Here is a 24533-nt window from a genome sequence, read left to right as displayed (position 1 = left end):
GCTTGGGCAGTTAGCTCAGCGGTAGAGCACCTCGTTTACACCGAGGGGGCCGTAGGTTCGATCCCTACACTGCCCACATATTGTTTTCAAGATAGGGGATCGAACGGCAGCGAACGCGTCCAGTGGACGATAGCGAGCCAATTCCGGCGAGCGGCAGTGAGCCGCCGACGCCCTGAGCCGTCGTTTACAATGCCTTTAGGCGAAGGGCGATCCCTACACTGCCCATAAACATTGTGCCCAAAGTATTTATGGGAAGAAATAACTCAAGCCACCCTTGCCTCATCCAGCACATCCAACACCACATGGACATTGTGGCTCATGGCATGGATAAACTCTTCCATTTTAGTAATGCTGGGAACGGCGCGTGTCTGTTCATATTGCGCGTAGGCATTTTTTGAAACACCGAGACGGTCGGCCACTTCTTGAAGGCTCAATCCATGTTTCGCCCGCTGGTTTTTAAGCATCAGGGCGATCAGATATTTGTCATCGTCAGCCTCTTTTGCTCGCAACACAAACTGATTATCAGGGAGTGGGTTGACAGTAACGGCGATTTTTTTTCGATCCACCAATAATTCAACGGCCTCCCGAATCATTGCCAAGGCATCCTTTTTAGATTTTCCCTGCGTATAAACATCCAGGGCCGGAACACAAACCGCCCAATACTTTCCCTCCTTTAACAATTTTCCTTCGAATTTGACACACATAATGTACCTCCTGTTATTTTTTTATCACCGTGTTTTTCTCCGCTTTTCTAAGAATACCCCTCGCAGTGAATTCGTTAATTTCTTTGTGGCGAGGCACCGGTACCGTATGCTCACCGTTTGTCCAAATCTCATGGTTGCCCCCTTGCCGCAATAACCACCAACCGAGACGTATCAACTCTGCTTCCAGGTCCCTCTTTTTCACAAATGAGAGTGTACATTTATATATGTACGATGTCAATTAAAAATATTTTTGCCTGGCGAGACCTACCTGCCCATATAAGACAGCCGCAAAGCGGCGTTGAGAAAGAAGATTAATTCTAAATCAAACAGCTACGGCAATATATTCAGCAAACGCTAAAGATTCAGGAATCGGTTCGTTGTCCTCTTTCAAGCCTTTAACGTGCATTTCAATGGCTTCATGAATATTTTTCTCAACCTCTTCTCGCGTTGAGCCTGTTGCGACACAACCAGCCAAATCCGGCGAATAGGCTGAATAGGCATTTTTTGTTTTTTCAATAATCACTAGAAAACGGTTCATTTTTTTGCCTCCTTCAATTGCGCTTGTTTCAAAATACTGTTCAGAGTCCCTGGAGCTAAATTGGCATTTTGAGAATGCCCCGCAATAGTAACCCTTCCTGACTTAGCAGGGTGTTTATATTGCTGATGACTTCCTTTCGTTGCTATCAAATACCACCCGTCTGATTCAATCAATCTTATTATATCACGAACCTTCATAATCCATCCACTTATAACTATATCAATAAATTTGAGCAAGACCTCTTATCAGTGCTCCCTTTTGATCTCAAACAGTTCTCCGTCCGTCGCCACGGTCACCTCGTTTACACCGAGGGGGTCGTAGGTTCGATCCCTACACTGCCCACATATTGTTCAGATCTCCTTCTTGATACGAGTCGTCTTCCCGTCTGTTTCCACGATAACAGCACCGTTTTTATCCGTTCGATAAACAGGTATTCCTCTCTCCCTATACCTTTCCAGGACCTCTGGTCTTGGAAAATGAAACGGGTTCTTCCAGCCGACGCTGATGACGGCCAATTGAGGTTTCACAAGCTCCAGAAAAGGAACAGAACTGGAGCTGTTGCTCCCGTGATGGGGGACCTTGAGGATGGTACTTTGAATTTTATTCCCTTGGGTGAACCACCCTTGGGCGAATCGCCCTTGTGCCGCCAGAAACGCCTCCCCTTTTTTCTCAATATCTCCGGTGAGCAGAAAAGAAACCTCACCAAAGGTCAGCTTGAAAACCAGTGAGTTGTCGTTGATCGACCGGTGTCGGTCGATAAAAGAAGGGTAGACGATCTCCACCCGGACCCCTTCTTCGGTGAACGGCTTTTGAAGGCTCGCGACCTGACGGACCGGAATCCCTTTTTGGCGAATTTCCTCCATGAGGGTGGCAAAGGTAAAATGGGGGAAGGTCGCCTCAGTCATCCAGACCTCCCCGACGGGAAGAGTCTTAACAATAGCTGCCATGCCGCCGTAGTGGTCTGGATGGGGGTGGGAAAGGATGATTTTGTCCAGATGATAGATCTTCTGCTGGAGGAGGTAAGGGAGCAGAACATTTTCTCCCATGTCAAAGGGTTGTTTTTCGGGGGAATCGGGCGGGATAATATACCCCCCCGCATCAACAAGCCACTTCTTCCCATGAGGGAATTCAACAAGGGTGGCGTCTCCTTCACCGACATCCAAAAACGTGAGCCTTAAATCTTTTTGAAAATAGGAAGCGGAGAAAGGGTGAAGAACGAATGAAATAAAAATCAAAAAAGAGATGCTGGCCGGCCAGAGCCGTTTCCTCTCAATCAGCCCCCAGCCCAGTAAAAAAAGAAAAAGATAGAAGAGGCAGAGTTCGGTATTGGTCAGAGAGACAGGCCAGACGAGGGATTTCATCCCAGGGGAAACCAGACTGAGTGTTTTCAGGAAGATCTCTGAGATCTTACCGCTGATTTGCAGGAGGGGAAGCCCGGCTCCTGGAAAGGGGAGGCCGAGGAAGGCGCCCAGAAGGGCGGGTGGCAGGATTCCAAAACCGACAAAAGGAATGGCCCAGAAATTACAAAGGAGTCCCGCCAAAGAGAATGTTTTTGAGAAACCGCTGGCCAGGGGGGCGGTCATCAGAAGAGTGGCGAGGGAGATCAGCAGGTATTTCAGGAAACGGTTTCTTTTTGACAGAGATTCGGTGGTCAGGACAAATGTCAGGCCGATCATCGCCAGAAAAGAAAGCTGGAAGGAACGCTCAAAGAGGAGCTCCGGGTCCCAGGCGAGCAACAGAAGAGCGGCGGCGGATAAGGTATTCCACGGCTCCTGCTCTTTGGATATCAGAAGACTCAACAGATAAAGCCCCACCATGATTCCGGCTCGGGAGGCCGAGGGGGGAGAGCCGGCCAAGAGGACATAAAAAAGGACCGGCAGGAAGCTAAGGCCCGCGGCCATCTTTTTTGTCGGGAGCTGGAGTGTGAGTCGGTAGGAGCGTCGGAGCAAAAAGAGCCCGATGAAAAACAGGGTTGTCGCGACCATGCCGACATGAACGCCGGAGATCGAAAGCAGGTGGGTGAGACCGAGCCTCTGGAATATCTCTTCCGTTTCTTTTGAAAGGGAGGACTGGTCACCGATGACAAGGGCCCTGAGGAGGGCGCCGGCCTCCCCTTGACTCGACTCCGCGATGAGGCCCTGGATCTTGGCCCTTGTTTCCCCGATGGTTTGTGTCAGGGGGTTCTTTGAAGCACCATTCTGCATAATCATGATTTGATCGGGACCGGAGAGGAATCCTGTCGCCTGGATCCCTTTTCTCCTGAGAAACCGGGCGGTGTCAAAACTTCCGGGATTGTGGAACGAATGGGGTTCCTTGAGCCGGGCCTGAAAAATAATCGTGTCCCCCGGAAGGAAGGGAGGGAGGGCACTCAATGTCTTGGATTCTGCCGAAAGCTGGATGGTCCCCTTGAGTTCTTTCCAGTGATCTTGCTGTTTGACACGGAAGAGGGAGACTTCCATCTTTGTCCTTTGCAGACGTGAGGGACGAATTTCACGAAGGGTTCCCTGAAAGACGTTCTTTTCTGAGCGCTGGATAATCTCGGCCAGTTGTGAATCGAGAGGTGGATCAAACCGGAAGAGGGCGATCACCCCGCCGAGTCCAAAAAAGAGGAGGATCAAAGCGACAGGTTTTAGTTTCTGAGACAGTTGAATGGCAAGAAAGACAAGGGCAATCAGGATGAGGAGGCCAAAGAAGAAAAAAACGGCGAAGCCGTCAGCCGTGATGATCCCTGTTGCCAGGGACAGGGTCGGCATCAGGAGTGGTCGGCTCTCCCAGGAGTTTATCAATCTCTGCAATGAGATCCTCGACGACATCTTCCACCTTGTCAAAATCGGTGTTCCCAGGAGCCCCGTTTTTTATGGAAAGCAGACGGTTTCGAAGCCCCTTCAGAAACTTGCGGGCCTTTTCCGTTTTCCTCAGGCGATAGAGCGCCAAAAAGGAACGGATATTGACCCCGTTCAATATGAATTGACCATCTTGGAGCTGCCATTTCAAGCCAAAGATTTTTTCATTGTAGGCCTTCTTCATCTTGCCCAGGATCCTTTCAATCAGGGCATCGATCAGGGCAGAGAACTTGGCAAAACCGATCACTTCCTTGGCAGAGGTGCCAATTTTTCTTTTATAGTCGGCAAGCCCTTCCGCGATAGCAATCCAATAAGAAATCCCTGCGTTCTCATCCGCGATGAGTGCGGCGACATCGTGACCGTCAACGTAGACTCTTCCATGATTAAAGGTCCACCGCTGCCCTTCACGAACAAAGGTCAACCGGCTGTCGGGGATATATTGGGGTTCCGGCGGTCTGGGAAACTCGATCTCCGGACGACGAATGAGTGAATTGTCAACGGGACGGTTCTTCACCTGAAAAACTATACCCTAAGAGGGGCTTTCGAGGCGAGCACTTTTTGAAGGGAGTCGCTGTACTCTTTCTGAAATATTCTTCCTTGTCCGGAGGTGGAGAGAATTTTCTCAAAGTTTTTGAGGAAGGCAATCTGGTCTTTATCCAGTTCCATATTTTGAATATTATGCCCCTTGTAGAAAATCTCTCCTCGGGTCTTGTCAAAGTGGAGTGAGGCGACCTCATCGCTGGCAATAAAGGTGTAGGTGACCCGGTTGCCAAAACTGACCAGTTGCCCTTTTTGAAGCTGATCCAGGGAGGGGAGCTTGGGTGAACCACCCCTGGGTGACACACCATTGGGTGACACACCCTTGGGCGAAGCGCCCTTGGGTGACAATTCGGCGGGGGTGAGAGGGACCGCCTTTAATTCCTCCTTGTTTCCAGTGGACATAAAACCCTCACCCTGTCATAAAAGCATTTCGTATGCCAAAGATGCCGGGGGAGGCGATTCTTTTAAGTATTTGATATTATTGTTTTATTTGTTATTTCGATAAACCGGACTGTTTCTCAAACTGAGAAATTTATCAAATTGATAACCTCAAAATGAGAATAGGCGGGAAGAAAGGGACAAGGAAGAGGATTCGAGAGGGGGTGGGGACCCCTTTTCAGAAGGAGGTTTGGGAGGCCCTTTTGGCCATTCCCAGGGGGGAGACCCGTTCTTACCGATGGGTTGCCCAAAAAATCAGCCGGCCGAAGGCGGTCCGGGCGGTGGCCAATGCCTGTGGGGCAAACCCTTATGCCCCGGAAGTTCCTTGCCATCGGGTGATCTGTTCGGATGGCCAATTGGGGGGGTATTCGCGAGGGATCGCCTTCAAGAAGCGCCTGTTATGGCAAGAGGGGATTTTTTTTTCGTAATTCCTGGACTTTTTCGACGACCTTTTCGATGACGTGATCAATCTCCTCTTCCGTTGTGAACCGCCCCAGTCCAAAACGGACTGAACCTTTAATCCTTTCAGAGGAAAGCCCCATCGCCCTCAGGACGTGGGAAGGTTCCGCCTTGGCCGAGGTGCAGGCGGCCCCGGAGGAGACGGCAATGTTCGGCAGGCCGGCCATCAACGCCTCCGCGTCAATTCCCTCAAAGCTGACGTTCAAATTTCCGGGGAGCCGCTCCGTTGTCGGGGGGCCGTTTAGAACAACCCCCTCCAATCTTTGGGTGAGTCCTCGGAATAGTTGATCCCGCAGTCTCTTCAGTCGCCTGGCTTCTGTTTCCATTTCGTTCCCCGCAATTTCGAAGGCCTCCCCCATCCCAACAATCAAAGGGACCGGCAGTGTCCCTGAACGAAAGCCCCTTTCATGCCCACCCCCATAGAAGAGAGGGAGGGGCCTCACCCCTTTTCTCAGGTAAAGGGCTCCTACGCCCTTCGGCCCGTACACCTTATGGGCTGATAGGGAAAGGAGATCGACCCCCATCGACTGAACAGTGACAGGAATCTTCCCGCACCCTTGAGCGGCATCGATATGGAGAAGAACCCCCTGTTTCCTGGTTATTTTGCCGATTTCAACGGTGGGGTGGAGGGTGCCTACCTCATTATTGGCGGCCATCAGGGAGACAAGGATTGTTTTCTTGGTAAAAGCCTTTGTGAGATCATCCAGGTCAATCATCCCTTCCTGATTCACCGGAAGGGTAGTGATCTTGAATCCCCTTTCTTGGAGGTAACGGCAGGGGTCCAAAATAGAGCTGTGTTCTGTAGAACAGGTGATCAGATGATCACCCTTGGTCTGATAAGCGGTGGCAATGCCAATCAGGGCAAGATTGTTGGCCTCGGTTGCCCCGCTGGTCCAGACAATCTCTTTGGTGCTGGATTGGATCGATTGAGCGACCTGTTCCCGTGCCTTTTCCACAGCCCCTTCCGCCTTCCAACCGAAGAGATGACTTTTGGAGGCGGCGTTCCCGAAATTTTCGCAGAAGTAAGGCTCCATCCCCCTGAAGACCCGCGGGTCGACCGGGGTTGTGGCATGGTGATCGAGGTAGATAGGCCGAAGGTTCTTCAACTGCTTGCGGCAGGGCAGGCGGTCGCGAGCTTTTTGATGCAGATGACCTGCACCTTGGCGTTAAGATGGGTGTTGGCACCGTTTCCGGAGCGAAGAGTGAAACTAAACTCCGCCGGACTGCCGGTGACCAGAGATTTCGCCTCGGTCTTGGTGGAAACGGCCTTGCTATTGGCATCATAGACGGTGAGGTCCGCCTCACTCATCAGCCCGATCTCCGAAAACTTCTTGCCGGCATCATTGCCAGAAACGGTAACCCGGAGTCTTGTGCGGTAGGCGTTTCCGCCGCTTTCAATACAGGCCTCCCCCCGGTAGGTTCCGGCGGAGGGGAGACCGCCACTCACGTCACTGCCGGTAAAACCGAACCCTGACCGGCAAATGGCGAATGTTCCCTGGTTCGGCGCCATACCGCCTGAAAAATAGGAGGAGAGGTTCTCCTCAAACGTGTTGTTCTCTCTCCGTTCGTTCGATCCCGTAATGGCTGTCGGATCCCAGGCCCCTTCCAGGCCGCAAATCACCGGGATGGAGTTGTCATCACTATAGACCCTGTGAATGTGGAGCACCGACGTGGCATTCGTGACGGTGGAGAGAAAGGTGGTGTCGGCAGGGAGGGTGTCCCGATCCGAACAGGGGGAGACGTCCGGAAAATCGGCGCTGGTCAGGGTCGGTTGGGTGCTGCCGCTTCCCCCGCTACCGCCATTCCCACTGCCGTCACTGGAACCGTCATCCGAAGTACTGCTGGAACTACTGCATCCCCCGTTAATGGCAAGGGGGCCGAGGATCAAAAACGCCAGGAGAACGGTTGAGAGTCTTCTCTTCATAATCCCTCCCACCCCTTAAGGGTTCTTTAACAATAGGGACAACCGGTGGCGCTGACGACGAGCGCCAGCAACATTCCTCTTTTAAGCCATTGTCTCATTCGTTGCATTCAAGGCTCCTTATGGTATCTGGGACTATGCCTTTTCTCCGTCAATGGCAACGCCAAATTTTTTTCCTTTCCGCTGTCTTTCTTCTCATCTCATCAATCTTCCTGGGTCGCCTCCGGTTTGACAAGGATCTCGAGAATCGTTTCCTGCCGGAGGACCCGGCCTGGTCCGCCCGGCAGTACGAGAAGAGCCTCTTTGGGGGTGGGGAAGAGGTTTTTCTGTTGTCTGAATGGGAAGGGACCATTTCCCCTCGGGAACTTTTGAGAAAGACGGACCAATGGAAGGAGGAATTGTCTCTCATTCCCGGTGTCTCCAGGGTTATTTCACTGTTTGACCTCCCTCCACTCAGGGAAGAGCCTGACAAGGCGGTGACCCATCCTTTTGCGAGAAAGAATTTTTTGAAGAAAGATGGCCGGGGGACCGTCTTGGTCTTATCCCTGGAGAGCGGCCTTGAGAAATCGGCGAAAGGTCAGGAACTTCTCCAGCTCTTGGAGGATTGGATTGACCGTCAGGAAGGCCCTTGGCGGATGGCCCTTGCCGGGGCGCTCCCTTTTCAGGCGCGTGCCGTCAGGGAGGCCCACCGGGAGGCGATTTTTATCGGGGGTCTTGTTTTTCTCCTTCTCACAGGACTTCTGGCCTGTTTCTTTCGTTCTTGGAGGGGGGCGCTCCTGGTTGTTCTGGCCGGTCTCTTGAGCATTACCGCCACCTTTGGATTGGCCGGTCTCTGGGGAACGGCGCTCAACCAGTTTGCCCTGATTATCATCCCTGTAATTCTGGCTGTGGGGCTCCTGGACCATGTCCATCTTTTTTTCGGCTACAGTCTCGCCCGGGAAGAAGGGATGTTGCCGGAAGAGGCCTTGGGCCGGCTTTACGCCGAACTGGCGGTCCCCTGTTTTTGGACCTCCTCGACGACGATCGCTGGTTTTGCGGCACTCCTGGTCAGTTCTGTCTCCCAGATCCGCCAGTTTGGGGCCCTCGGGATGCTCGGAACCGCCGTCGCCTATCTCGTTTCCTTTGGGTTCCTCCCTTGGCTTTTGTTCCGGTTCGATTTCAGAAAAAGGCCGGCGGTTTCACGGCGCCTACAGGAGTTCCTGAGGCCGCGAAGACCGGTCTGGGTGGTGGCTTGTGCCTTATTCCTGATGGGGGCCGCCCTCCCTGGAGTCTTGAGGGTACGGGTGACCCCCGACTTTCCGAACCTTTTCCGCCGCCATCACCCGATCACCCATGAATTGGAGCGGATCGAACGGGAGTGGGGTGGGTTGGCCACCATTTCGTTTCTTCTGACGCTGAAGGAAGGGATTGAGCCGAGTGATCCCCGGCTCATTGAAAGGCTCCGTGATTTTTCATCCCTCCTTGCCGGGAGGGAGTTGGTGACCGCCGTGGTCTCGCCGCTCGATTTTCTAACAGCGGCCGCTCAGAATCACCAAGGGACCCTCGGTTCCCTCCCGTTGCAAGAAGAAAAGGGGACCCTCTTCCCGGACTGGTTGAATCTCAAGGAGCGAACCTTGAGGGTTGTGGCCCGGGTCAGGATGATGCAGCCGGAGAAATTTCCCTCTCTGGCGAGTGACCTTTATGGGTTCCAGAAAAACCTGGCCGATCTTTTTCATGTCCGGTTGACCGGCTGGCCCCTCCTTTTTAAAAACCTGGAATACCGGTTGCTGGACGAAATGGGGGCAGGGTTCCTCCTCGCCCTGGCGGCGATCGGCCTGCAATTACTCATAGCCCTTCGCTCCGTTCGTCTCTGGCTCTTGGCGCTGATCCCCAATCTGGTCCCACTGACGGTCGTTTTTGGCGTTCTCGGGTGGTCAGGCCACGGATTCAGCTCAGGGCTTTTATTAGCCCCGGGGATCGCTTTGGGTCTTCTGGCGGATAATACGATTCATTATTGTTTTCGCCTGCGGAGGGGGATGAAGGCCACCGGATCGCTTGCCACGGCGATGGAGGAGACGATCCACAAGGCCGGTCTGCCGATGGTGTTGACGGCGCTGGTTCTGGTTGTTGGGTTTTCAGCGCTTTTTCTTTCCGTCTTTCGAGGCAACCAGATCCTGGCGGCGGTGATTATCGCCGTCGTTATCCTTGGTCTGGCGGGCGATCTGATTTTATTTCCTTCTCTCCTGCTCCTCTTTAAAGGGGCTAGACGAATCTTCTGAATGTTGTTACTAGAAGGGGGATGAAGACGCGACAGGTGCAGGTGGTTGTTCCTGCGAGTACCGCAAACCTCGGTCCTGGGTTTGACTGTCTGGGACTTGCCCTGTCTCTTCATAATACGATTGAGGTTGAACTGTCTGATCAGGACCAGAAGGTGGAAATCACCGTTGAAGGGGAAGGGGCCAACCTCCTCCCTCGCGATAATAAGAATCTGATCCTTGAGTCCATCAGTATCGTTGCCGGCGATGGTCTGAAAAACAGAGGCCTCCGGATCAAGGCCGCGAGCAAGATCCCTCTCTCTTCCGGTTTGGGGTCGAGCGCGGCGGCTACCGTGGCTGGCCTCGTTGCCGCCAATGCCTTGTTTGAAACAAATCTCAGTCCGGAAGAATTATTGTCTATCGCCGCGGAGAAGGAAGGGCACCCTGACAACGCGGCGGCGGCGCTTTTCGGAGGTCTTGTTGCCGTCAGTGGGGACGGCAAAACGATTCACCTCGCTGAATTTGACATCGCCCCATTACAAGTGGTTATTGCCCTCCCAGCCCTTCAGTTGAGCACCGTCGAGGCGAGGAAGGTTTTGCCGAAACAGGTTTCTTTGAAGGATGCGGTGGCCAATATGGGCGGTTCCATTTTTGTCCTCAAGGCGCTTGAGACGGGTGATTTTGACCAACTTCGGTGGGCGATGAAAGATCGGTGGCACCAACCGTATCGAGAGCTGCTCATCCCCGGGTTTCATGAGGTCTCGGAGGCGGCCCTGAAAAATGGGGCGGCGGCGGTTACCTTGAGCGGCGCGGGGCCAAGTCTTGCCGCCTTTGCCCCGGAAGGTCACCAGAAGATCGCAGCGGCGATGGCCTCCGCCTTTCAGGCGAAAGGGATCAGTTGTCGGACATTCATCCTTCCGGTGGATCAGAAGGGGGCGCAGGTCAAGCTGTTGTAGACGCCTCGCAGAATCGTCGGACCGCTTCAAAAAACGTTTCCAGCCCCCAGTAAAAACCTTCCACCGGGATCCGCTCATTGTGATTGTGAAACAGTTTGGTAAAGACGAGTCCTTCAGGAAGTCGGATCGGCGCGAATCCATAGGTCTTGATCCCCAGTTTCTGATAATAGGTCGCGTCGGTAAAACCGGTCATCAGGTAGGGGACTGCCATGCTCCCCGGATCTCTTTCCTCCAGCACCGATTTCAGTGTTTGAAAGAGGGGGGTCGATATCGGGGTTTCGTTGGCATCTGTTGTTTTGAGGATTTCAAGGGTGTACCCCGGTCCGATCCGGTTTTTCACTTCAGTCAGAAAGGATTCCGGGGATTGCTCGGGGAGGATACGGCCGTCCACGACAACGGCTACTTCAGAAGGGATCACGTTCACCTTTTGCCCTCCCTCCAACATGGTTGGGGCGGCAGTGTTGTGGAGGGTGGCGACAAAAAAACGGGCGGTGTTCCGGTCCGGAAGGATTTTCAAGAGCCAGTCGCCGTAAGGTCGAGCAATCATTTTGAGAACGAGAGAGGCCGGCAGGGCGAGTCCTCCTGCCAGCGTTCGGATAAAACCCTCGGCAACCGGGTGGGAGTGACGGGGAAGAAACTGCTCATGCAGTCTCTGGATCGCTTGGGCCAATTTGACGACCGCCGAATCTCCATAAGGGACGGAACCATGACCCGCCTCTCCATGCGCCTTGATCTTGAACCAAACGAGGCCTCGTTCCGCCACTTGAATCGGATAAAATCGTTTTTTGCCGGAATAGATAGTGAAGCCCCCCACTTCGTTCAAGGCATATTCCGCACGGATCAAGTCGGGGTGTTCTTCAACGAGGTAACGGGAGCCTTTGTCGCAACCGGCCTCTTCATCGGCGACCGCGGCCCAGATCAGGTCCCGGTTTAATTTCAACCCCAAACGTTTGACGAGGAGCAGGGTCATCAGGCTGTAGACCGCCATATGTTTCATGTCGATCGTGCCGCGCCCCCACAAATACCCATCCGCTATCTTTCCCTCAAAAGGAGGGACCTGCCATTTGTCTTCTTCGACCGGAACGACATCGAGGTGTGATGACAGGAGCAGGGGGCCCTCGGACCCTTTTGGGGCGGGGAGCCGCGCTACAAGACTGGTCCGCCCCGGTTCGGGGGCAACCGTTTGGTGTTCGATCCCTTCTTTTTTGAGGATTGAGGAAATAAAATCCGTCGCGATGACCTCGTTGCCGGGGGGATTGATTGTCTTGAGACGGATCAACTGCTGAAAATAGCCCAAGGCCTCCTGACGGATCTTTGCCTCATCCTGCATCTTTCTTCTTTAAGAATTTTCTGGATGAAAGGCAAAAGGATTTACAACATCCCCAATTGGAGTCTTGCCGCCTCGGACATCATATCCGGTTTCCAGGCAGGGTCCCAGACCACGTTGACTTTGGCCGTGGTGACCCCGGGAACCGATTTTATTTTTGTCTCCACCTCGGGAGGGAGGGAACCGGCGACAGGACAGGCCGGAGAGGTGAGTGTCATCTCCAGGACCACTTCTCCTGCGGGGGCGACATCGATATTGTAGATCAGTCCCAGTTCATAAATATTGACCGGGATCTCCGGATCGAAACAGGTCTTCAGGACCTCGATGATATTTTCCCGGATGTCGTCAGGGTTAGTGAGAGGGTTCAAGTCCATCGTTTGTCCCCTCATTCTCAGTTGAGACAAGGTCCTTCTTGTTATCCAGCGCCGCTTTAAAGGTGTGCCAGGCCAGACTGGCACATTTCACCCGTGCGGGAAATTCCCTCACCCCGGAGAAAACGGCCAGCTTCCCCAATTTTTTCGAAACCTCTTCTGGGGTGAACCACCCCTTACCAGTGACCATTTTGTGGAAATATTCAAAGAGGAGTTCGGCCTTTTCCTTTGTCTTTCCTTTGAGGGAGTCGGTCATCAGAGAGGCAGAGGCCTTGGAGATGGCGCAACCGGCCCCTTCAAAACTGATGTCACGGATCAGGTCGCCATCCATTTGCAGATAGATATTGAGGTGATCGCCGCAGAGCGGGTTGTACCCCTCGGCATGGTGGTTGGCCTTGGGGAGTTTGTGGCAATTACGGGGCTTCTTGTTGTGGTCCAGGATGACTTCCTGATAAAGATCGGCCAACTCGTTCATTTCGTTCATTAACCAAACACCTCCCTCACTTTTTTGAGTCCCTTGATGAAGAGGTCAATTTCTTCTTTCGTATTATAAAAGGCGAGTGAGACACGGGCCGTGGCTACTACCCCCAATCGATCCATCAACGGCTGAGCGCAGTGATGGCCGGTCCTGATGGCGATCCCTTCCTGGTCCAGAATGGTGCCGATGTCATGCGGATGAATCCCTTCCATGGTAAAGGAGATGACCGAGGCCTTTTCCTGGGCAGTCCCTATCAGTTGGAGAGCGGGGATTTTTCTCAATGCCAGCTCCGCATATCGGAGTAGATCCATTTCATGTTTCGTCGCTGCCTCGAAATCAATCTCACTGATGAATTGAATGGCGGCCCCCAGACCGACGGCGCCGGCGATGTGAGGAGTCCCCGCCTCAAACTTGTAGGGGAGGGTGTTGTAGGTTGTTTTTTCAAAGGTGACCGTACGGATCATATCCCCTCCTCCTTGATAAGGAGGCATCTCCTCCAGAAGTCGGGCCTTGCCGTAAAGAACCCCGATCCCTGTTGGCCCGTACAGTTTGTGGCCGGAAAAGACGTAAAAGTCACAGTCGAGATCTTGAACATCAATCTTGAGATGGGCAATCGCCTGAGCCCCATCAACAAGAACAGGGGTCCCCTGTTGATGGCACCTGCGGATGATCTCTTTGACCGGATTGATGGTTCCGAGGACGTTGGACATTTGAGTGACGGAGACTAACCGCGTTTTTTTGGTCAGGAGTTTGTCCAGTTGACCCGGCAGCAGTTCCCCCTGATCATTGATCGGCAGAACCTTGAGTTTTGCACCGGTTGCTTCACAGACGATCTGCCAGGGGACAATATTCGAGTGATGTTCCATCGCGGTGATCAGGACCTCGTCCCCACTCTGGAAATTTTTTCGTCCGTAACTCTGGGCGACCAAGTTGATTGCCTCTGTCGCGCCCCTCGTGAAGATAATCTGGCTGGATTGGCCAGCATTGATGAAAAGCTGGATCTTGGCCCGTGCCTCCTCGTAGGCCTCCGTGGCCCGTTCTGAAAGAAGATGGACCCCACGGTGGATGTTGGAATTGTCCACCGAATAAAACTGATGGAGCGTCTCAATGACCGCCTGTGGCTTTTGAGCGGTGGCGGCGTTATCCAGATAGACCAGCGGCTTGCCGCGGATTTTCTGCTTGAGGATCGGAAATTCTTCGCGAATCCGTCGCAGGTCAAACAAGGGAGAACGGACAAAGGCTGTATTGGATGATTTCATGCCGAGGTTCCCATCGGAAGGGTTGTTAACCGCTCATGGATGATCTGTTCCAGCTTGTGTCGGAACGGCATCATCTTGATGGAATCGACAATTTCCCTGGCGAACGCGTTTGTCAAAAAGCTCTTTGCCTCGCTGGCCCCGAGGCCTCGGCTACGGAGATAAAAGATGGCGTTATCGTCCAACTGACCGATGGTCGCTCCATGGTTACATTTGACGTCGTTGGCCAGGATCTCAAGCTGGGGTTTTGTGTGGATGACTGCATCCTCGGAGAGGAGGAGATTCTTGTTGGTCTGGCGGGCCTCAGTTTTTTGGGCGTCGGGCCGGACAATGATCTTTCCATTAAAGACCCCCTTCGCATGCCCGTCCAGGATCCCTTTGTACAGTTCACGGCTGGTGGCATGAGGTCTCCTATGGTCTACGGTGGTGTGGTGATCGACATGCTGTTCTCCCCGGACCAGGTAGAGACCATTGAGAGTTCCATCGGCCCCTTCCGCCTCCAGAGTTGTCGCGATATCATTCCTGGTGAGCAGGCCGCCGAATGAAAAGGAATGGGAGGCCAGGTGGCTGGATCGTTCCTGATGGGCTTGGATGTTTCCGATGTGGAAGGCCTGTTCATCTTCCAGTTGGAGTTTGATGTGATCCACAATGGCATTGTCGGCCGCAAAAATCTGGGTGACGGTATTGGTGAGGTACTTTCCCCGGCCGATGTAGGTTTCCACCAGTGTGACCTGGCCCCCCGGTTCCGCGATGATGATATTGCGGGGTTGGGAGAGGAGCGGTTCAACTCCCGGCGTTGTTAAAAAAATCAGATGGATCGGGGTGACGACAATCTGTCCCTTGGGAACCAGGACGAAAGCACCATCCTTGATGAAGCCAGTGTTAAGGGCTACAAAGGGAGGGGATTCGTTTTGATCCGATTGTTGGGCAAGATAAGGTTGAATAAGATCAGGGGCCTTGGCCAAGAGTGAGGCAAGATTGGTGACAACAACCCCCTCTGGCAGATCTCCCTTCGGGAGTGAGCCCAGTGAAGACAACTCCTTTGAATAATCCCCATTGATAAAGACAAGCCGGATCTCTTCAGGGGTCCCCAAGGTCAGCGTTTTTAAAGTGGCGGCTGAACCGTTGATCTTACTGCCGGTTCTCCTGGTGAACGGATGATTGGCAATAGGGTCAGTGCTCGTGTAACGCCATTCTTCCTGGCGTGTGGTTGGAAAACCGCACGAGGCAAAGCGGGCCATCGCCTGCTTTCGGGTTTCTGCAAGCCACGCCGGCTCGTTTCCCCCGATTTCCTTTTGGAGTTGCTCAAACTCACCCAAGTATTTTTCAACCGTTTTTGTCATAAGACTCCTGATTCAATCCAGGCGTACCCTTTTTCTTCCAGTTCAAGGGCCAATCCCTTGTCTCCAGATTTTACGATCCGGCCATCAGAAAGGACATGGACAAAGTCGGGGATGATGTAGTCGAGGAGCCGTTGGTAGTGGGTGATCACCACAAAGGCCCTGTCTTTGCTCCGAAGGGCGTTCACACCGTTGGCGACAATCTTGAGGGCGTCAATGTCCAGTCCCGAGTCGGTTTCATCAAGGATCGCCAGTTTCGGTTCCAGGACCAGCATATGAAAAATCTCGTTCCTTTTCTTTTCCCCTCCCGAAAACCCCTCATTGACCGGCCGCTTCAACAAGCCTTCGTCCATATTAACAAGTTTTATTTTTTCTTTGACCAGTGTCAGAAACTCCATGGCGTCCAGCTCCCCCTGACCACGGTGCTGGCGTACGGCATTGAGGGCGGCTTTCAGAAAATAGGTGTTTCCGACACCTGGGATCTCCACAGGGTATTGAAAGGCGAGAAAAATCCCCTCGCGGGCCCTCTCTTCAGGGACCATCTTGAGGATCTCTCTTCCTTCGTAGAGGGCGGAGCCTTTGACGACCTCATAAGTTTCACGGCCGGCTAAAACTTGGGCCAGTGTGCTTTTGCCGGAACCGTTGGGCCCCATAATGGCATGGACCTCGCCCGCCTTGACCTTCAGGTTGAGTCCTTTCAGGATTTCTTCTCCCGCTATTTTGACGTGAAGATTTTTGATTTCCAACATTCTAATATCCCTTTCTTTACCCGACTGAACCTTCCAGACTGACCCCTAAGAGCTTCTGGGCCTCGACCGCAAATTCCATCGGCAGTTCTTTCAGGACCTCCTTACAAAAGCCATTCACAATCATGTTGACCGCATCTTCGGTGGAAAGCCCCCTCTGACGGCAATAGAAAAGCTGGTCTTCACTAATTTTTGAGGTAGAGGCCTCATGTTCCATTTGGGCCGATTTATTGTGAACCTCCACAGAGGGAAAGGTATGGGCGCCGCAATGGTCTCCCATCAAAAGTGAATCACACTGCGAATAGTTTCTGGCCCCCGTGGCACTCTTTGTGATTTTGACCATGCCGCGATAGCTGTTTTGTCCATGGCCGGCCGAGATCCCTTTTGAAATAATGGTACTCTTCGTGTTTTTACCGATATGGATCATTTTGGTTCCGGTATCGGCCTGCTGGTAGTTGTTGGTGACCGCCACGGAGTAAAACTCGCCGATAGAGTTGTCTCCCTGCAGGAGACAGCTCGGATATTTCCAGGTGATGGCGGAACCGGTCTCGACCTGTGTCCAGGAAATTTTGGAATTTCTTCCGGCGCATTTACCCCGTTTGGTAACAAAGTTATAAATGCCTCCTTTGCCTTCTTTGTCACCGGGGTACCAATTCTGGACGGTGGAGTACTTGATCTGGGCATCGTCCAGGGCGATCAGCTCAACAACAGCGGCATGGAGCTGATTTTCGTCCCTGATCGGGGCGGTACACCCTTCCAGATAGCTGACGGAAGCCCCCTCGTCGGCGATAATCAGGGTCCTCTCAAACTGCCCGGTATTGGAGGCGTTGATCCGGAAGTAGGTTGAGAGTTCCATCGGGCAGCGTACCCCTTTCGGGATGTAACAGAAGGAACCATCGGAAAAGACCGCCGCGTTCAAGGCGGCATAGAAATTGTCGGTGGTTGGGACGACAGACCCAAGGTACTTTTTGACCAGATCGGGGTGATTCTGAACCGCCTCAGAAAAAGAACAGAAAATGATCCCTAGTTCGGAGAGTTTTTCCTTAAAAGTTGTGGCAACCGAGACGCTATCAAAGACGGCGTCTACGGCAACACCGGAAAGCCGCTTCTGTTCCTCAAGCGAGATCCCGAGTTTTTCAAACGTGGCCCTCAGTTCCGGATCGACCTCACTCAAGTTCTTGATTTGCGGTTTTTTCTTGGGGGCGGAATAATAACAGATCGCCTGATAGTCGATCGGAGGGTGGTGGATATTGGCCCAATCCGGTTCTGTCATTGTCAGCCAATGACGGTATGCCTTCAGCCGGAAGTCGAGCATGAAAGAGGGCTCGTTTTTTTTCTCGGAGATCAGGCGGATGACTCCTTCGTTCAGACCTGGCAGGATGGTGTCTGACTCGATAGTGGTGACAAAACCGTACCGGTAGTCACCCTCTGTCAGGTTTTGTAAAATTTCCGCGCTCATTTTTCCCCCTAAAACGATTTTCCCGCCAGATCGGCCATCGAGGTCTCGGACAGAAGTTGGTGGATTTTATGATTCAAGAGATCAAACGGATTTTTGATCGTACAATCGTTCCACTGCGGGCAGGAGGTCTTTTCTTGTTTGAAACATTCAGCAACGGCCAGGGGACCATCGAAGACCTCCACCAGGTCGGCAAGGCTGATATCCTGTGCCCTTTTGGCAAGGAGGTACCCCCCTTTGATCCCATAGGTTGCTTTAATAAAGCCCTTGCCGGCGAGAGATTGCATGACTTTGGCGAGGAGTGGAAAGGGGATATGGTACGCCTCGGAAATCTCCCGGGCACTACTCAGGCCTTCTTCCCCCTTCAGGACCATATGCTCCACCGCCAACAGGGCATACTCCGTCTTTTTATTGAACCGTAGCATAAAATAAGACTATTTCAGTCCCATTTAGCTGTCAATAGCCTATTTTAGTAGTAATTCTAGAGGCTTGCCTTTAGAGTTTTCAGGAATTGATTGTTTTCTTCAGGACTCCCTACGGTCACACGAAGGCAATTCTTCAGGTGGGTCTTATTACTGACATCACGGATGAGGATCCCTTGGGAGAGGAGTTTTTGCTCCAGTCTTTTTGAATTTTTGGTCCGGAAGAGGAGGTAGTTGGCGCTGGAGGGATAAACAGTAATCCCCACAAGCCTCTGCATTTCCCTCAAGAGTTGGTTCCTTTCCTGAATGATCGTTCTGGCTGTTTCTTGGACCACTTCCGGGTGATCGAGAAGGGTTTTGGCAATCGATACGGAGAGGGCACTGACACCAAAGGGGAGCAGGACCTTGCGGATCTCCCGCGCCACTTCTGGATGGCAAAGGGTGTAGCCCAAACGGGCCCCGGCCAACGAATAAGCCTTGGAAAAGGTCCTTAAGAGGACCAAGTGTGGGAAACGGCGGAGATGGGGGAGGAGCGTCTTGCCTGAAAACTCAAAATACGCCTCGTCAATCACAACGAGCGAAGAACTTTTTTTAAGAATCGCCAGGATTGCCTCTTCCGGAAAGAGATTGCCGGTTGGGGCGTTCGGGTTGGCCAGAAACACAACCGACGGTTTTGTCCTTTTCAAGGTTTTTAGAAAACGATCCAGCGGGAGAGAAAAGTCATCTTGCAGGGGAACAGTGACCACTTTTCTTCCCACCATTTTCCCGACAAGTTCGTAGAGGGAAAATGCCGGTGTTACTGTTAGTAACGGGAGGTTTTTATTGGCAAGAATCGCCAGTTCCTGGATCAGGATGTTCGAGCCATTGGTCACCACGACCCCTTTGGGGGGGTGGTTCCATTTATCGGCCAGTCGCCCGCAAAGGTCGTCCAGATAGGGGAGGGGATATCGGTTCCAGGGGAGTTCCCGCAGGTGTTCCAGGATTTTTCCCTTGAGGGCCAAGGGGACGTCGTAGGGGGACTCGTTTTGGTTCAGCTTGATCGCATGGGCCGGTTGGTGGAGCTCGTAGCCGCGGATTTTTTTTAATTCGGGACGGAAGTAAGAGGGCATAGAGAGAGCCGGGGTTTAGAAATGCGGGGACGACGGGGCTCGAACCCGCAACCTTCGCCGTGACAGGGCGACGATCTAACCAATTGATCTACGTCCCCAACCGCTAAAAATTATCGGATTCCTTAATGGGTCTTGGCCCATTTGTCCAGTTTTAACTTCCTCCGAGGTCTTCCCAGGACTTCACCTTCCAGCCGATAGTTTTTTTGCGGGCCAAAAGGTTGACTTTGTGGACCCTCTCTCCCTTGTTAAGGATCACAAAGGCTTCAATTTCAGCGATCCCTTTTTGGATCTCATGGATATCCCCCACCTCCACCTTGGAAATCTTGAACTGGCCGAAGTCGGACTCCTTGTATTTGTGGCCATAGCGGGTGAAAAACTGATGGACCATCTTTTGGGCCCTCTTGGGAGAGGGGACCCTCTGGACACACCCTTGGGTGGCACCCCCTGCGATAACCACCAGGCAGACCAGAAAGATGAGGGGGAGATTTTTTTTCATTGTGGGGAAGAGGTTAACCCGATTCAACTTTTGACTGCAAGTTCTATTCTGTTTTTGCCATTGCCATTGGGGGAAAAGATCTCCTATAACGTAGAAACGCTGGAAACCGATGGGACCCCGCAAACGCGAAACCTGGAAAACTCGTTTAGGGCTGGTGCTGGCGATGGCCGGGAGCGCCGTTGGGCTCGGCAACTATCTCCGCTTTCCGGTGCAGGCGGCACAAAACGGCGGCGGCGCCTTCATGATCCCGTATTTTTGCGCGCTCATCTTTCTCGCGATGCCGCTGATGTGGTGCGAATGGGCGATGGGACGGATGGGGGGAGAAAAACACCATGGCACGACCCCCGGCATCTTTGCCCTCTTGTGGAAACATCCGGCGGCCAAGTACATTGGGGCTATCGGTGTCTTATTGCCGCTGGCGGTCAGCTTTTACTATGTCTACATCCAATCCTGGACACTGGCGTACAGTTTCTTTGCCCTGACTGGAAAATATGCCGGGATCACCTCGCGGGAGGGGATGTCGCAATTTCTCTCCGCCTACCAGGGGATCGATTCAGCTTGGGGGGTGAGCGGGCTCGCCTATCTCTTTTTTCTCTTGAGCATGGTCTTAAATACCTGGATTCACTACGGCGGCATTCAAAAAGGGATCGAACGGGCCGCCAATTGGGGGATGCCGGTTTTGATCCTTCTCTCCGTTCTTTTGACAATCCGGGTGCTGACTCTCGGTTCCCCCGATCCGGTTCACCCGGAAAACAGCGTCTGGAACGGGATCGGTTTTATCTGGAATCCAGATCTCTCCCAGTTGCGGAATGCCAAGGTCTGGCTCGCCGCCGCGGGGCAGGTCTTTTTTACATTGAGTGTCGGTTTTGGGATGATCCATGTCTATGCGAGCTACATGAAGAGTCGGGACGATGTCGTGGTGACCGGTTTTTCGACAACGATGGTGAACGAGTGGGGGGAGGTTATTTTGGGAGGGACGATTGCGATCCCGATCGCCTACGCCTTTTTCGGGCCCCAAGGGACCCTGGAGGTTGCTCAGGGGGGGGCGTTCAACCTCGGTTTTGCCACGATGCCGGTGGTCCTGCAACAACTCCCCTGGCAGACCGCCCTTGGCACCGCCTGGTTTTTCCTCCTCTTCATTGCGGGGACTCTGTCGCAGATTTCACTCACGCTACCGCTCATCACCTTTTTGGAAGACGAATTGGACTGGGATCACAAGAAGGCGGTTTTGACGACCTCCCTTCTCGTCTTTTTGGCGGCGCATATCCCGATCCTGGGGCTCCGGCACGGCGCTCTGGACGAGATTGATTTCTGGGCCGGGACCTTTGCCGTTTCCCTCTTTGCCCTCGTGGAGACAATCCTGTTTATCTGGGTCTTCCGGCCGCAGAGGGCCTGGGCAGAGATCCACAAGGGGGCGCAGGTGACGATTCCCAAGTTTTTTCTGTTTGTCTTAAAATTTATCACCCCGACCTACCTTTTAATCCTGTTTTTGGTCTGGTCGATTCAGCAGGGGCCGGCGGTTCTTCGGATGGATGGCGTTTCACCGGCGGATATCCCCTGGCGCTGGGGGGCCAGGCTCCTGCTCGTTACCTTTTTGGGAATCCTGCTACTCCTGATCCAGAAGGTCTGGAGTAAACGAAAGGAGGGGGTATGACTCCCTTAGGCTGGATTTTTCTGATTGTCTCCTGGGGCGTGCTAACCTGGTTCACCGTCTGGTGTTTCATCAAGATCTTCAAGGCCCCCTTTTCGTCCTCCGATCAGGGACCGTTTAGTACTTCCTAAATGCCGAGTTTTCTATTGTGCTTATTATAGGATTATAGGGCATCCCATGGCATACAGTAATCCCGGTCAGACAACTGAAAAAAACGTTCTACCGGCGCCAGAACCAATCCCGGTTGGATATTCAGATGCGGGTAGGTCTTGCGAAATGCATTAAGGCCGCGGAGATCTGCGCGACCGGGATTGCTTTTGGCCTTGATCTCGACGGGAAAAACTTTTCCGTTCCATTCCAGTATAAGATCTGCTTCCGCACCGCTGTGCGATCGCCAATGGTACAATACCGGGGCGGTTCCGAGCAACCGGCACTGTTTTCGGATCTCCCCGATAACGGCTGTTTCGAATAACGCTCCCCAGAGCGGATGACCGGCGATAGCTTCGGGGGAAGAGATCGCCTGCGAGAAACAGGTCATCCCCGTGTCACTGATATATCCCTTCGGTTTCAAGCTGGTTTTTTTTACCGCATTTCCCGAAAAGGCGGGAATTTCAAACCACTGAAAAGTAGCCTTTAGAAGACCCACCCAGCGGCTCGCTGTTTGTGGTGTGACACCCAACTCCCTTCCCAATTGGCTCGTATTGATCTCCTGTGCCGTGAGAGCCCCGCAGAGACGGAAAAAACGCCCGAAAAGTTGCAAGTCCGTGATTTCTGCCATCTGGCGGATGTCTCGTTCTACGTAGGTTCGTTGGTAGGCGCCGTGAAAATCGGGCAGAAGAGAAAGCGGCAGGAACTGCGCTTCTGGGAGAAACCCGCGCCACAGCTGTTCAAAAAGGGACCGTTTCAATATGACGCGATCAAAGGACGGGTGTTCCTCGTCTTTTTGTTCCAGCCATTTCGGAAGCCAACCCTTTTGTGGAATCCCGCCAATTTCAGGGAGGTTGAACCCCTCCAGATCCAGAAAGGCGGCACGTCCCGCCAGACTTTCCGAAAGAACCTTCATGACACTCCACTGTTGCGAGCCGGTCAACAGATACTGTCCCGGCAACCGATTTTTCTCCAGCAGACGCTTAATGGCCCCCGCCAACTCCGGTACGTATTGCACTTCATCCAAAATGACCGGTGGTTTGCGATTGGCCAGAAAAAGGTCCGGATCCTGGCGGGCATTCTCAATGTCAATGACCGGATCAAACACAACCCGGGGCAACTTTGGGAAACAGTGCTCCAGAAGGGTGCTTTTGCCAACCTGTCTGGCACCGCTCACCACGACAACCGGGAAATGCTGAAAAAGAGTTTCCAGCCTTCCCTCAAGCTGTCGGACGATATAGGGGTGACCTTGAGGCATAACTAACCCTATTATAGATGATTAGATCATTAAAAATCAAGAAAAATACTAGGGATCGACTGTGGGCGCGACAGGGATCGAACCTGTGGCTTCCACCGTGTGAAGGTGGCACTCTACCGCTGAGTTACGCGCCCTTGAGTAAGGGCCGTTCTAGTGGCTTTGTGTGGGAATGTCAATTCGGAGAAGGGGGTTTCTTGTAGAGGGCGGTCTTTTTCGTGATCTCGACGAAGTCGAGGAATTGGACATTTTGCCGGCTCAGGATCTTCTTGAGTAGGCGAAGGAATCCCCGGAACCCACAGATCGCAATGACCGAGGCCGGGTTCAAGAGAACATCCTTCGTCTTAATAACGCCAGTAACCATAATTGGGCTCCTACCTAGGTAGTAAGCAATCGGCATACCAAGAGCCCTTATTTTTTAACTAGCTGGAATTAAAAAGGATTGTTGAATCCCAGAGAGAAGAGATGCGTCAAAATGGTGACGCTTCTCCTCAAAAAGGGCATTTTTTTGACAGGAGTTACGGAACCTGTTCGGCTTCCGGGGATTCCAGGGTAGCCAAACGGTTTCCGAATCCTGCCGGGACTCTCAGTGTGGATCCTTCAGGAAAATAGCGATTCTGGCTGAAAAGGGTGGCGGATAAGGCAGGGTTGAGTTCTCTAAGCCTTTCCGTTGAAATATCCAGAACCTGAGCCAATTCGGGGAGCGTCATCGGTCTCCTAAAAGTGGCGAGGTCATACTGGAAGGGGGGCTGAATCGGAAGATTGCCAAAATAATGTTTGTAGTTATTGAAGACATGTCTTGCCGCCAGAAACGAGGGGTAGAAATTGCGTGAGGCGAAGCCATAGGAAGGGTTTCGATACCGTTTGATGATTGTGGCGATCTCCCTGGTTCCCAGTTTTTGAATGGCATCCTGCAGACGGCCGCTACCGGTGTTGTAAGCATTGATGGCGAGAGGCCATGTCCCAAGATCCTGAAAATTGCGGATCAAGTGCCTGGCCGCGGCATGGGTGGAGAGGATCGGATCGTACCGTTCATCCACGAGCGGGCTGACATTCAGACGGAAGATCCTCGCGCTCGAGGCCATGAATTGCCAGATCCCGGCCGCCCCCACCTTGGAATAGGCGTTGACCTGGAACATCGATTCGACAAAAACGAGACGAGTAAGGTCCTTGGGGAGTCCGTACCCTTGGAATATATTTTCAATCTCAGGCAGGTAAAGGCCGGAGGCCTGGACCCCGGCGACAAATTTGTCTTTCTGGCCTGTCTGTGTCCGAAGGTTGTCGGCCGCCTCCGGGTCCAAGGTTTTTTCCAGCTGTTTTAGTTCTTCTTTAATATGAGATTCCCGAAGAGATTTTTTTTCAATTGCTGAAAGGTTTGGATCATTGGAAATCTGGGAAAAGTCGAGTACCTTGTAGATGATCCCTAAGTTTTCTTGATCATGAAAGACGACCTGATCCTTGTCGTATTGGGCGTAGATCCTGGTCCAGAAGTTGACGGCATTCTCCAGCCCTTTTGGGACTACAGGCTCTAAAGGGGGAAATGAACCAGGGGTGTCGATATTTAAATTGGCCCGAGGGGCGATCGCAACTCGGCCTTTTTTGGGGATCTCTTTGTATCGTTTGATCGGAAGGGGTGCGCGAGGGGGTTCGTTTTCGATGGTTTTTACCAAAGGCTCTGCCTCCGGAGGGGGAGAGGGGGCGACCTCTGGTGCCGAAGGTGGGGGTGGAGTAACGATTTCGTTGACCGCAGGGCCTGTTTGAGTCGGCAGGTAGTGTTTAAAAAGGATAGGAAACGAAACAACGATACCGGCGATCAAAAAACCATGAATAATCCTGCGGCTCATCG

At 52.8% G+C, this 24533-nt stretch carries 26 protein-coding genes and 4 tRNA genes; 6 read left to right on the top strand and 24 right to left on the bottom strand.

All coding sequences use genetic code 11. From position 1 onward, the window contains the following. Nucleotides 1-4: 4 nt before the first annotated feature. Nucleotides 5-76, top strand: a tRNA-Val gene (locus tag HYS22_03165). A gap of 187 nt (nucleotides 77-263) precedes the next feature. Here HYS22_03165 and HYS22_03160 read toward each other — a convergent pair. The 4 genes from HYS22_03160 to HYS22_03145 all read right to left on the bottom strand — a co-directional run bounded on the left by HYS22_03160 (nucleotide 264) and on the right by HYS22_03145 (nucleotide 1439). Beyond that, entirely contained in the window at nucleotides 264-704 is a 441-nt protein-coding gene (locus tag HYS22_03160; protein ID MBI1909150.1) for a type II toxin-antitoxin system HicB family antitoxin, read from the bottom strand. 13 nt (nucleotides 705-717) lie between these two features. Next, the gene (locus HYS22_03155; GenBank protein ID MBI1909149.1) at nucleotides 718-906 is read right to left on the bottom strand and encodes a type II toxin-antitoxin system HicA family toxin; all 189 of its coding nucleotides are present in this window, start codon (nucleotides 904-906) and stop codon (nucleotides 718-720) included. A 120-nt stretch (nucleotides 907-1026) separates the two neighbouring features. Beyond that, entirely contained in the window at nucleotides 1027-1242 is a 216-nt protein-coding gene (locus HYS22_03150; GenBank protein MBI1909148.1) for a type II toxin-antitoxin system HicB family antitoxin, read from the bottom strand. Further along, complete coding sequence (locus HYS22_03145; GenBank protein MBI1909147.1) at nucleotides 1239-1439, bottom strand: type II toxin-antitoxin system HicA family toxin; 201 nt, start codon at nucleotides 1437-1439, stop codon at nucleotides 1239-1241. The genes HYS22_03150 and HYS22_03145 overlap by 4 nt, the downstream gene beginning before the upstream one ends. Before the next feature lie 60 nt (nucleotides 1440-1499). On the opposite strand from HYS22_03145, the gene HYS22_03140 reads away from it, so the two are divergent. Then, nucleotides 1500-1584, top strand: a tRNA-Val gene (locus tag HYS22_03140). Nucleotides 1585-1592: 8 nt separating this feature from the next. On the opposite strand, the gene HYS22_03135 is transcribed toward HYS22_03140, so the two are convergent. Genes HYS22_03135 through HYS22_03125 form a run of 3 tightly spaced genes read right to left on the bottom strand, consistent with a single transcriptional unit; the run spans nucleotide 1593 to nucleotide 5027 of the window. Continuing rightward, nucleotides 1593-3995, bottom strand: a complete 2403-nt coding sequence (locus tag HYS22_03135; protein ID MBI1909146.1) for a DNA internalization-related competence protein ComEC/Rec2 — start codon at nucleotides 3993-3995, stop codon at nucleotides 1593-1595. Further along, complete coding sequence (locus tag HYS22_03130; protein MBI1909145.1) at nucleotides 3955-4599, bottom strand: hypothetical protein; 645 nt, start codon at nucleotides 4597-4599, stop codon at nucleotides 3955-3957. Before HYS22_03130 ends, HYS22_03135 begins: the two co-directional genes overlap by 41 nt. Before the next feature lie 8 nt (nucleotides 4600-4607). Then, on the bottom strand, nucleotides 4608-5027 hold the full coding sequence (locus HYS22_03125; protein ID MBI1909144.1) for a hypothetical protein: 420 nt from the start codon (nucleotides 5025-5027) through the stop codon (nucleotides 4608-4610). 152 nt (nucleotides 5028-5179) lie between these two features. Between HYS22_03125 and HYS22_03120 the strand changes: the two genes are divergently transcribed. Continuing rightward, nucleotides 5180-5491, top strand: coding sequence for an MGMT family protein (locus HYS22_03120; GenBank protein ID MBI1909143.1), 312 nt, complete (start codon nucleotides 5180-5182; stop codon nucleotides 5489-5491). On the opposite strand, the gene HYS22_03115 is transcribed toward HYS22_03120, so the two are convergent. Together HYS22_03115 and HYS22_03110 are read right to left on the bottom strand one after the other, a co-directional pair. Continuing rightward, a complete protein-coding gene (locus HYS22_03115; GenBank protein MBI1909142.1) occupies nucleotides 5462-6628 on the bottom strand; it encodes an aminotransferase class V-fold PLP-dependent enzyme in 1167 nt (388 codons plus the stop codon). The genes HYS22_03120 and HYS22_03115 overlap by 30 nt on opposite strands. Further along, nucleotides 6625-7446, bottom strand: a complete 822-nt coding sequence (locus tag HYS22_03110) for a hypothetical protein (GenBank protein ID MBI1909141.1) — start codon at nucleotides 7444-7446, stop codon at nucleotides 6625-6627. The genes HYS22_03115 and HYS22_03110 overlap by 4 nt, the downstream gene beginning before the upstream one ends. 134 nt (nucleotides 7447-7580) lie before the next feature. On the opposite strand from HYS22_03110, the gene HYS22_03105 reads away from it, so the two are divergent. Beyond that, the gene (locus HYS22_03105) at nucleotides 7581-9701 is read left to right on the top strand and encodes an MMPL family transporter (protein MBI1909140.1); all 2121 of its coding nucleotides are present in this window, start codon (nucleotides 7581-7583) and stop codon (nucleotides 9699-9701) included. A gap of 20 nt (nucleotides 9702-9721) precedes the next feature. Next, a complete protein-coding gene (locus HYS22_03100) occupies nucleotides 9722-10633 on the top strand; it encodes a homoserine kinase (GenBank protein MBI1909139.1) in 912 nt (303 codons plus the stop codon). Here HYS22_03100 and HYS22_03095 read toward each other — a convergent pair. The 11 genes from HYS22_03095 to HYS22_03045 all read right to left on the bottom strand — a co-directional run bounded on the left by HYS22_03095 (nucleotide 10620) and on the right by HYS22_03045 (nucleotide 19634). Then, nucleotides 10620-11963: a M20/M25/M40 family metallo-hydrolase gene (locus HYS22_03095; protein ID MBI1909138.1), complete on the bottom strand. Its 1344-nt coding sequence runs from the start codon at nucleotides 11961-11963 to the stop codon at nucleotides 10620-10622. The genes HYS22_03100 and HYS22_03095 overlap by 14 nt on opposite strands. A 41-nt stretch (nucleotides 11964-12004) precedes the next feature. After that, entirely contained in the window at nucleotides 12005-12334 is a 330-nt protein-coding gene (locus HYS22_03090; GenBank protein ID MBI1909137.1) for an SUF system Fe-S cluster assembly protein, read from the bottom strand. After that, on the bottom strand, nucleotides 12312-12806 hold the full coding sequence (locus tag HYS22_03085) for an SUF system NifU family Fe-S cluster assembly protein (GenBank protein ID MBI1909136.1): 495 nt from the start codon (nucleotides 12804-12806) through the stop codon (nucleotides 12312-12314). The genes HYS22_03090 and HYS22_03085 overlap by 23 nt, the downstream gene beginning before the upstream one ends. Before the next feature lie 8 nt (nucleotides 12807-12814). Then, complete coding sequence (locus tag HYS22_03080; protein MBI1909135.1) at nucleotides 12815-14068, bottom strand: cysteine desulfurase; 1254 nt, start codon at nucleotides 14066-14068, stop codon at nucleotides 12815-12817. After that, complete coding sequence (gene sufD / locus HYS22_03075; GenBank protein ID MBI1909134.1) at nucleotides 14065-15408, bottom strand: Fe-S cluster assembly protein SufD; 1344 nt, start codon at nucleotides 15406-15408, stop codon at nucleotides 14065-14067. Before sufD ends, HYS22_03080 begins: the two co-directional genes overlap by 4 nt. Next, nucleotides 15405-16154 (bottom strand): Fe-S cluster assembly ATPase SufC, encoded by a 750-nt coding sequence (sufC, locus tag HYS22_03070; GenBank protein MBI1909133.1) that lies wholly within the window; start codon nucleotides 16152-16154, stop codon nucleotides 15405-15407. The genes sufD and sufC overlap by 4 nt, the downstream gene beginning before the upstream one ends. Nucleotides 16155-16170: 16 nt before the next feature. Further along, entirely contained in the window at nucleotides 16171-17610 is a 1440-nt protein-coding gene (sufB, locus tag HYS22_03065) for a Fe-S cluster assembly protein SufB (GenBank protein MBI1909132.1), read from the bottom strand. A gap of 8 nt (nucleotides 17611-17618) precedes the next feature. Next, a complete protein-coding gene (locus HYS22_03060) occupies nucleotides 17619-18032 on the bottom strand; it encodes an Rrf2 family transcriptional regulator (GenBank protein MBI1909131.1) in 414 nt (137 codons plus the stop codon). Between the two features lie 56 nt (nucleotides 18033-18088). After that, nucleotides 18089-19138, bottom strand: coding sequence for a histidinol-phosphate transaminase (gene hisC / locus HYS22_03055; protein MBI1909130.1), 1050 nt, complete (start codon nucleotides 19136-19138; stop codon nucleotides 18089-18091). Nucleotides 19139-19162: 24 nt separating this feature from the next. Then, nucleotides 19163-19236: transfer RNA gene (locus tag HYS22_03050), tRNA-Asp, on the bottom strand. 53 nt (nucleotides 19237-19289) lie between these two features. After that, the gene (locus HYS22_03045) at nucleotides 19290-19634 is read right to left on the bottom strand and encodes a hypothetical protein (protein ID MBI1909129.1); all 345 of its coding nucleotides are present in this window, start codon (nucleotides 19632-19634) and stop codon (nucleotides 19290-19292) included. Between the two features lie 109 nt (nucleotides 19635-19743). Here HYS22_03045 and HYS22_03040 point away from each other — a divergent pair, with 109 nt between their 5' ends. Next, on the top strand, nucleotides 19744-21288 hold the full coding sequence (locus tag HYS22_03040) for a sodium-dependent transporter (protein MBI1909128.1): 1545 nt from the start codon (nucleotides 19744-19746) through the stop codon (nucleotides 21286-21288). Between the two features lie 160 nt (nucleotides 21289-21448). Here HYS22_03040 and HYS22_03035 read toward each other — a convergent pair whose 3' ends face one another. The 4 genes from HYS22_03035 to HYS22_03020 form a co-directional block, all read right to left on the bottom strand. Beyond that, nucleotides 21449-22690 (bottom strand): ATP-binding protein, encoded by a 1242-nt coding sequence (locus HYS22_03035; protein MBI1909127.1) that lies wholly within the window; start codon nucleotides 22688-22690, stop codon nucleotides 21449-21451. A 62-nt stretch (nucleotides 22691-22752) separates the two neighbouring features. Beyond that, nucleotides 22753-22824 (bottom strand) — tRNA-Val (locus HYS22_03030). A gap of 38 nt (nucleotides 22825-22862) precedes the next feature. Beyond that, a complete protein-coding gene (locus HYS22_03025; protein ID MBI1909126.1) occupies nucleotides 22863-23051 on the bottom strand; it encodes a hypothetical protein in 189 nt (62 codons plus the stop codon). 154 nt (nucleotides 23052-23205) lie between these two features. Beyond that, nucleotides 23206-24531, bottom strand: coding sequence for a lytic transglycosylase domain-containing protein (locus HYS22_03020; protein MBI1909125.1), 1326 nt, complete (start codon nucleotides 24529-24531; stop codon nucleotides 23206-23208). Nucleotides 24532-24533 lie beyond the last annotated feature (2 nt).

It is taken from the genome of Deltaproteobacteria bacterium, from assembly GCA_016177765.1.
In the GTDB taxonomy this organism is placed as follows: domain Bacteria; phylum UBA10199; class UBA10199; order JACPAL01; family JACOUP01; genus JACOUP01.
Note: the sequence above shows the minus strand (reverse complement) of the source record. Positions and strands in the feature narration are given on the sequence as shown.

Excerpts from the sequence above, each read along its gene's own strand:
- HYS22_03160 (MBI1909150.1), bottom strand. The coding sequence starts at position 704 with ATGTGTGTCAAATTCGAAGGAAAATTGTTAAAGGAGGGAAAGTATTGG.
- HYS22_03150 (MBI1909148.1), bottom strand. The coding sequence starts at position 1,242 with ATGAACCGTTTTCTAGTGATTATTGAAAAAACAAAAAATGCCTATTCA.
- HYS22_03145 (MBI1909147.1), bottom strand. The coding sequence starts at position 1,439 with ATGAAGGTTCGTGATATAATAAGATTGATTGAATCAGACGGGTGGTAT.
- HYS22_03135 (MBI1909146.1), bottom strand. The coding sequence starts at position 3,995 with ATGCCGACCCTGTCCCTGGCAACAGGGATCATCACGGCTGACGGCTTC.
- HYS22_03125 (MBI1909144.1), bottom strand. The coding sequence starts at position 5,027 with ATGTCCACTGGAAACAAGGAGGAATTAAAGGCGGTCCCTCTCACCCCC.
- HYS22_03120 (MBI1909143.1), top strand. The coding sequence starts at position 5,180 with ATGAGAATAGGCGGGAAGAAAGGGACAAGGAAGAGGATTCGAGAGGGG.
- HYS22_03110 (MBI1909141.1), bottom strand. The coding sequence starts at position 7,446 with ATGAAGAGAAGACTCTCAACCGTTCTCCTGGCGTTTTTGATCCTCGGC.
- HYS22_03105 (MBI1909140.1), top strand. The coding sequence starts at position 7,581 with ATGCCTTTTCTCCGTCAATGGCAACGCCAAATTTTTTTCCTTTCCGCT.
- HYS22_03100 (MBI1909139.1), top strand. The coding sequence starts at position 9,722 with ATGAAGACGCGACAGGTGCAGGTGGTTGTTCCTGCGAGTACCGCAAAC.
- HYS22_03095 (MBI1909138.1), bottom strand. The coding sequence starts at position 11,963 with ATGCAGGATGAGGCAAAGATCCGTCAGGAGGCCTTGGGCTATTTTCAG.
- HYS22_03090 (MBI1909137.1), bottom strand. The coding sequence starts at position 12,334 with ATGGACTTGAACCCTCTCACTAACCCTGACGACATCCGGGAAAATATC.
- HYS22_03085 (MBI1909136.1), bottom strand. The coding sequence starts at position 12,806 with ATGAACGAGTTGGCCGATCTTTATCAGGAAGTCATCCTGGACCACAAC.
- HYS22_03080 (MBI1909135.1), bottom strand. The coding sequence starts at position 14,068 with ATGAAATCATCCAATACAGCCTTTGTCCGTTCTCCCTTGTTTGACCTG.
- sufD (MBI1909134.1), bottom strand. The coding sequence starts at position 15,408 with ATGACAAAAACGGTTGAAAAATACTTGGGTGAGTTTGAGCAACTCCAA.
- sufC (MBI1909133.1), bottom strand. The coding sequence starts at position 16,154 with ATGTTGGAAATCAAAAATCTTCACGTCAAAATAGCGGGAGAAGAAATC.
- sufB (MBI1909132.1), bottom strand. The coding sequence starts at position 17,610 with ATGAGCGCGGAAATTTTACAAAACCTGACAGAGGGTGACTACCGGTAC.
- HYS22_03060 (MBI1909131.1), bottom strand. The coding sequence starts at position 18,032 with ATGCTACGGTTCAATAAAAAGACGGAGTATGCCCTGTTGGCGGTGGAG.
- hisC (MBI1909130.1), bottom strand. The coding sequence starts at position 19,138 with ATGCCCTCTTACTTCCGTCCCGAATTAAAAAAAATCCGCGGCTACGAG.
- HYS22_03045 (MBI1909129.1), bottom strand. The coding sequence starts at position 19,634 with ATGAAAAAAAATCTCCCCCTCATCTTTCTGGTCTGCCTGGTGGTTATC.
- HYS22_03040 (MBI1909128.1), top strand. The coding sequence starts at position 19,744 with ATGGGACCCCGCAAACGCGAAACCTGGAAAACTCGTTTAGGGCTGGTG.
- HYS22_03035 (MBI1909127.1), bottom strand. The coding sequence starts at position 22,690 with ATGCCTCAAGGTCACCCCTATATCGTCCGACAGCTTGAGGGAAGGCTG.
- HYS22_03025 (MBI1909126.1), bottom strand. The coding sequence starts at position 23,051 with ATGGTTACTGGCGTTATTAAGACGAAGGATGTTCTCTTGAACCCGGCC.
- HYS22_03020 (MBI1909125.1), bottom strand. The coding sequence starts at position 24,531 with ATGAGCCGCAGGATTATTCATGGTTTTTTGATCGCCGGTATCGTTGTT.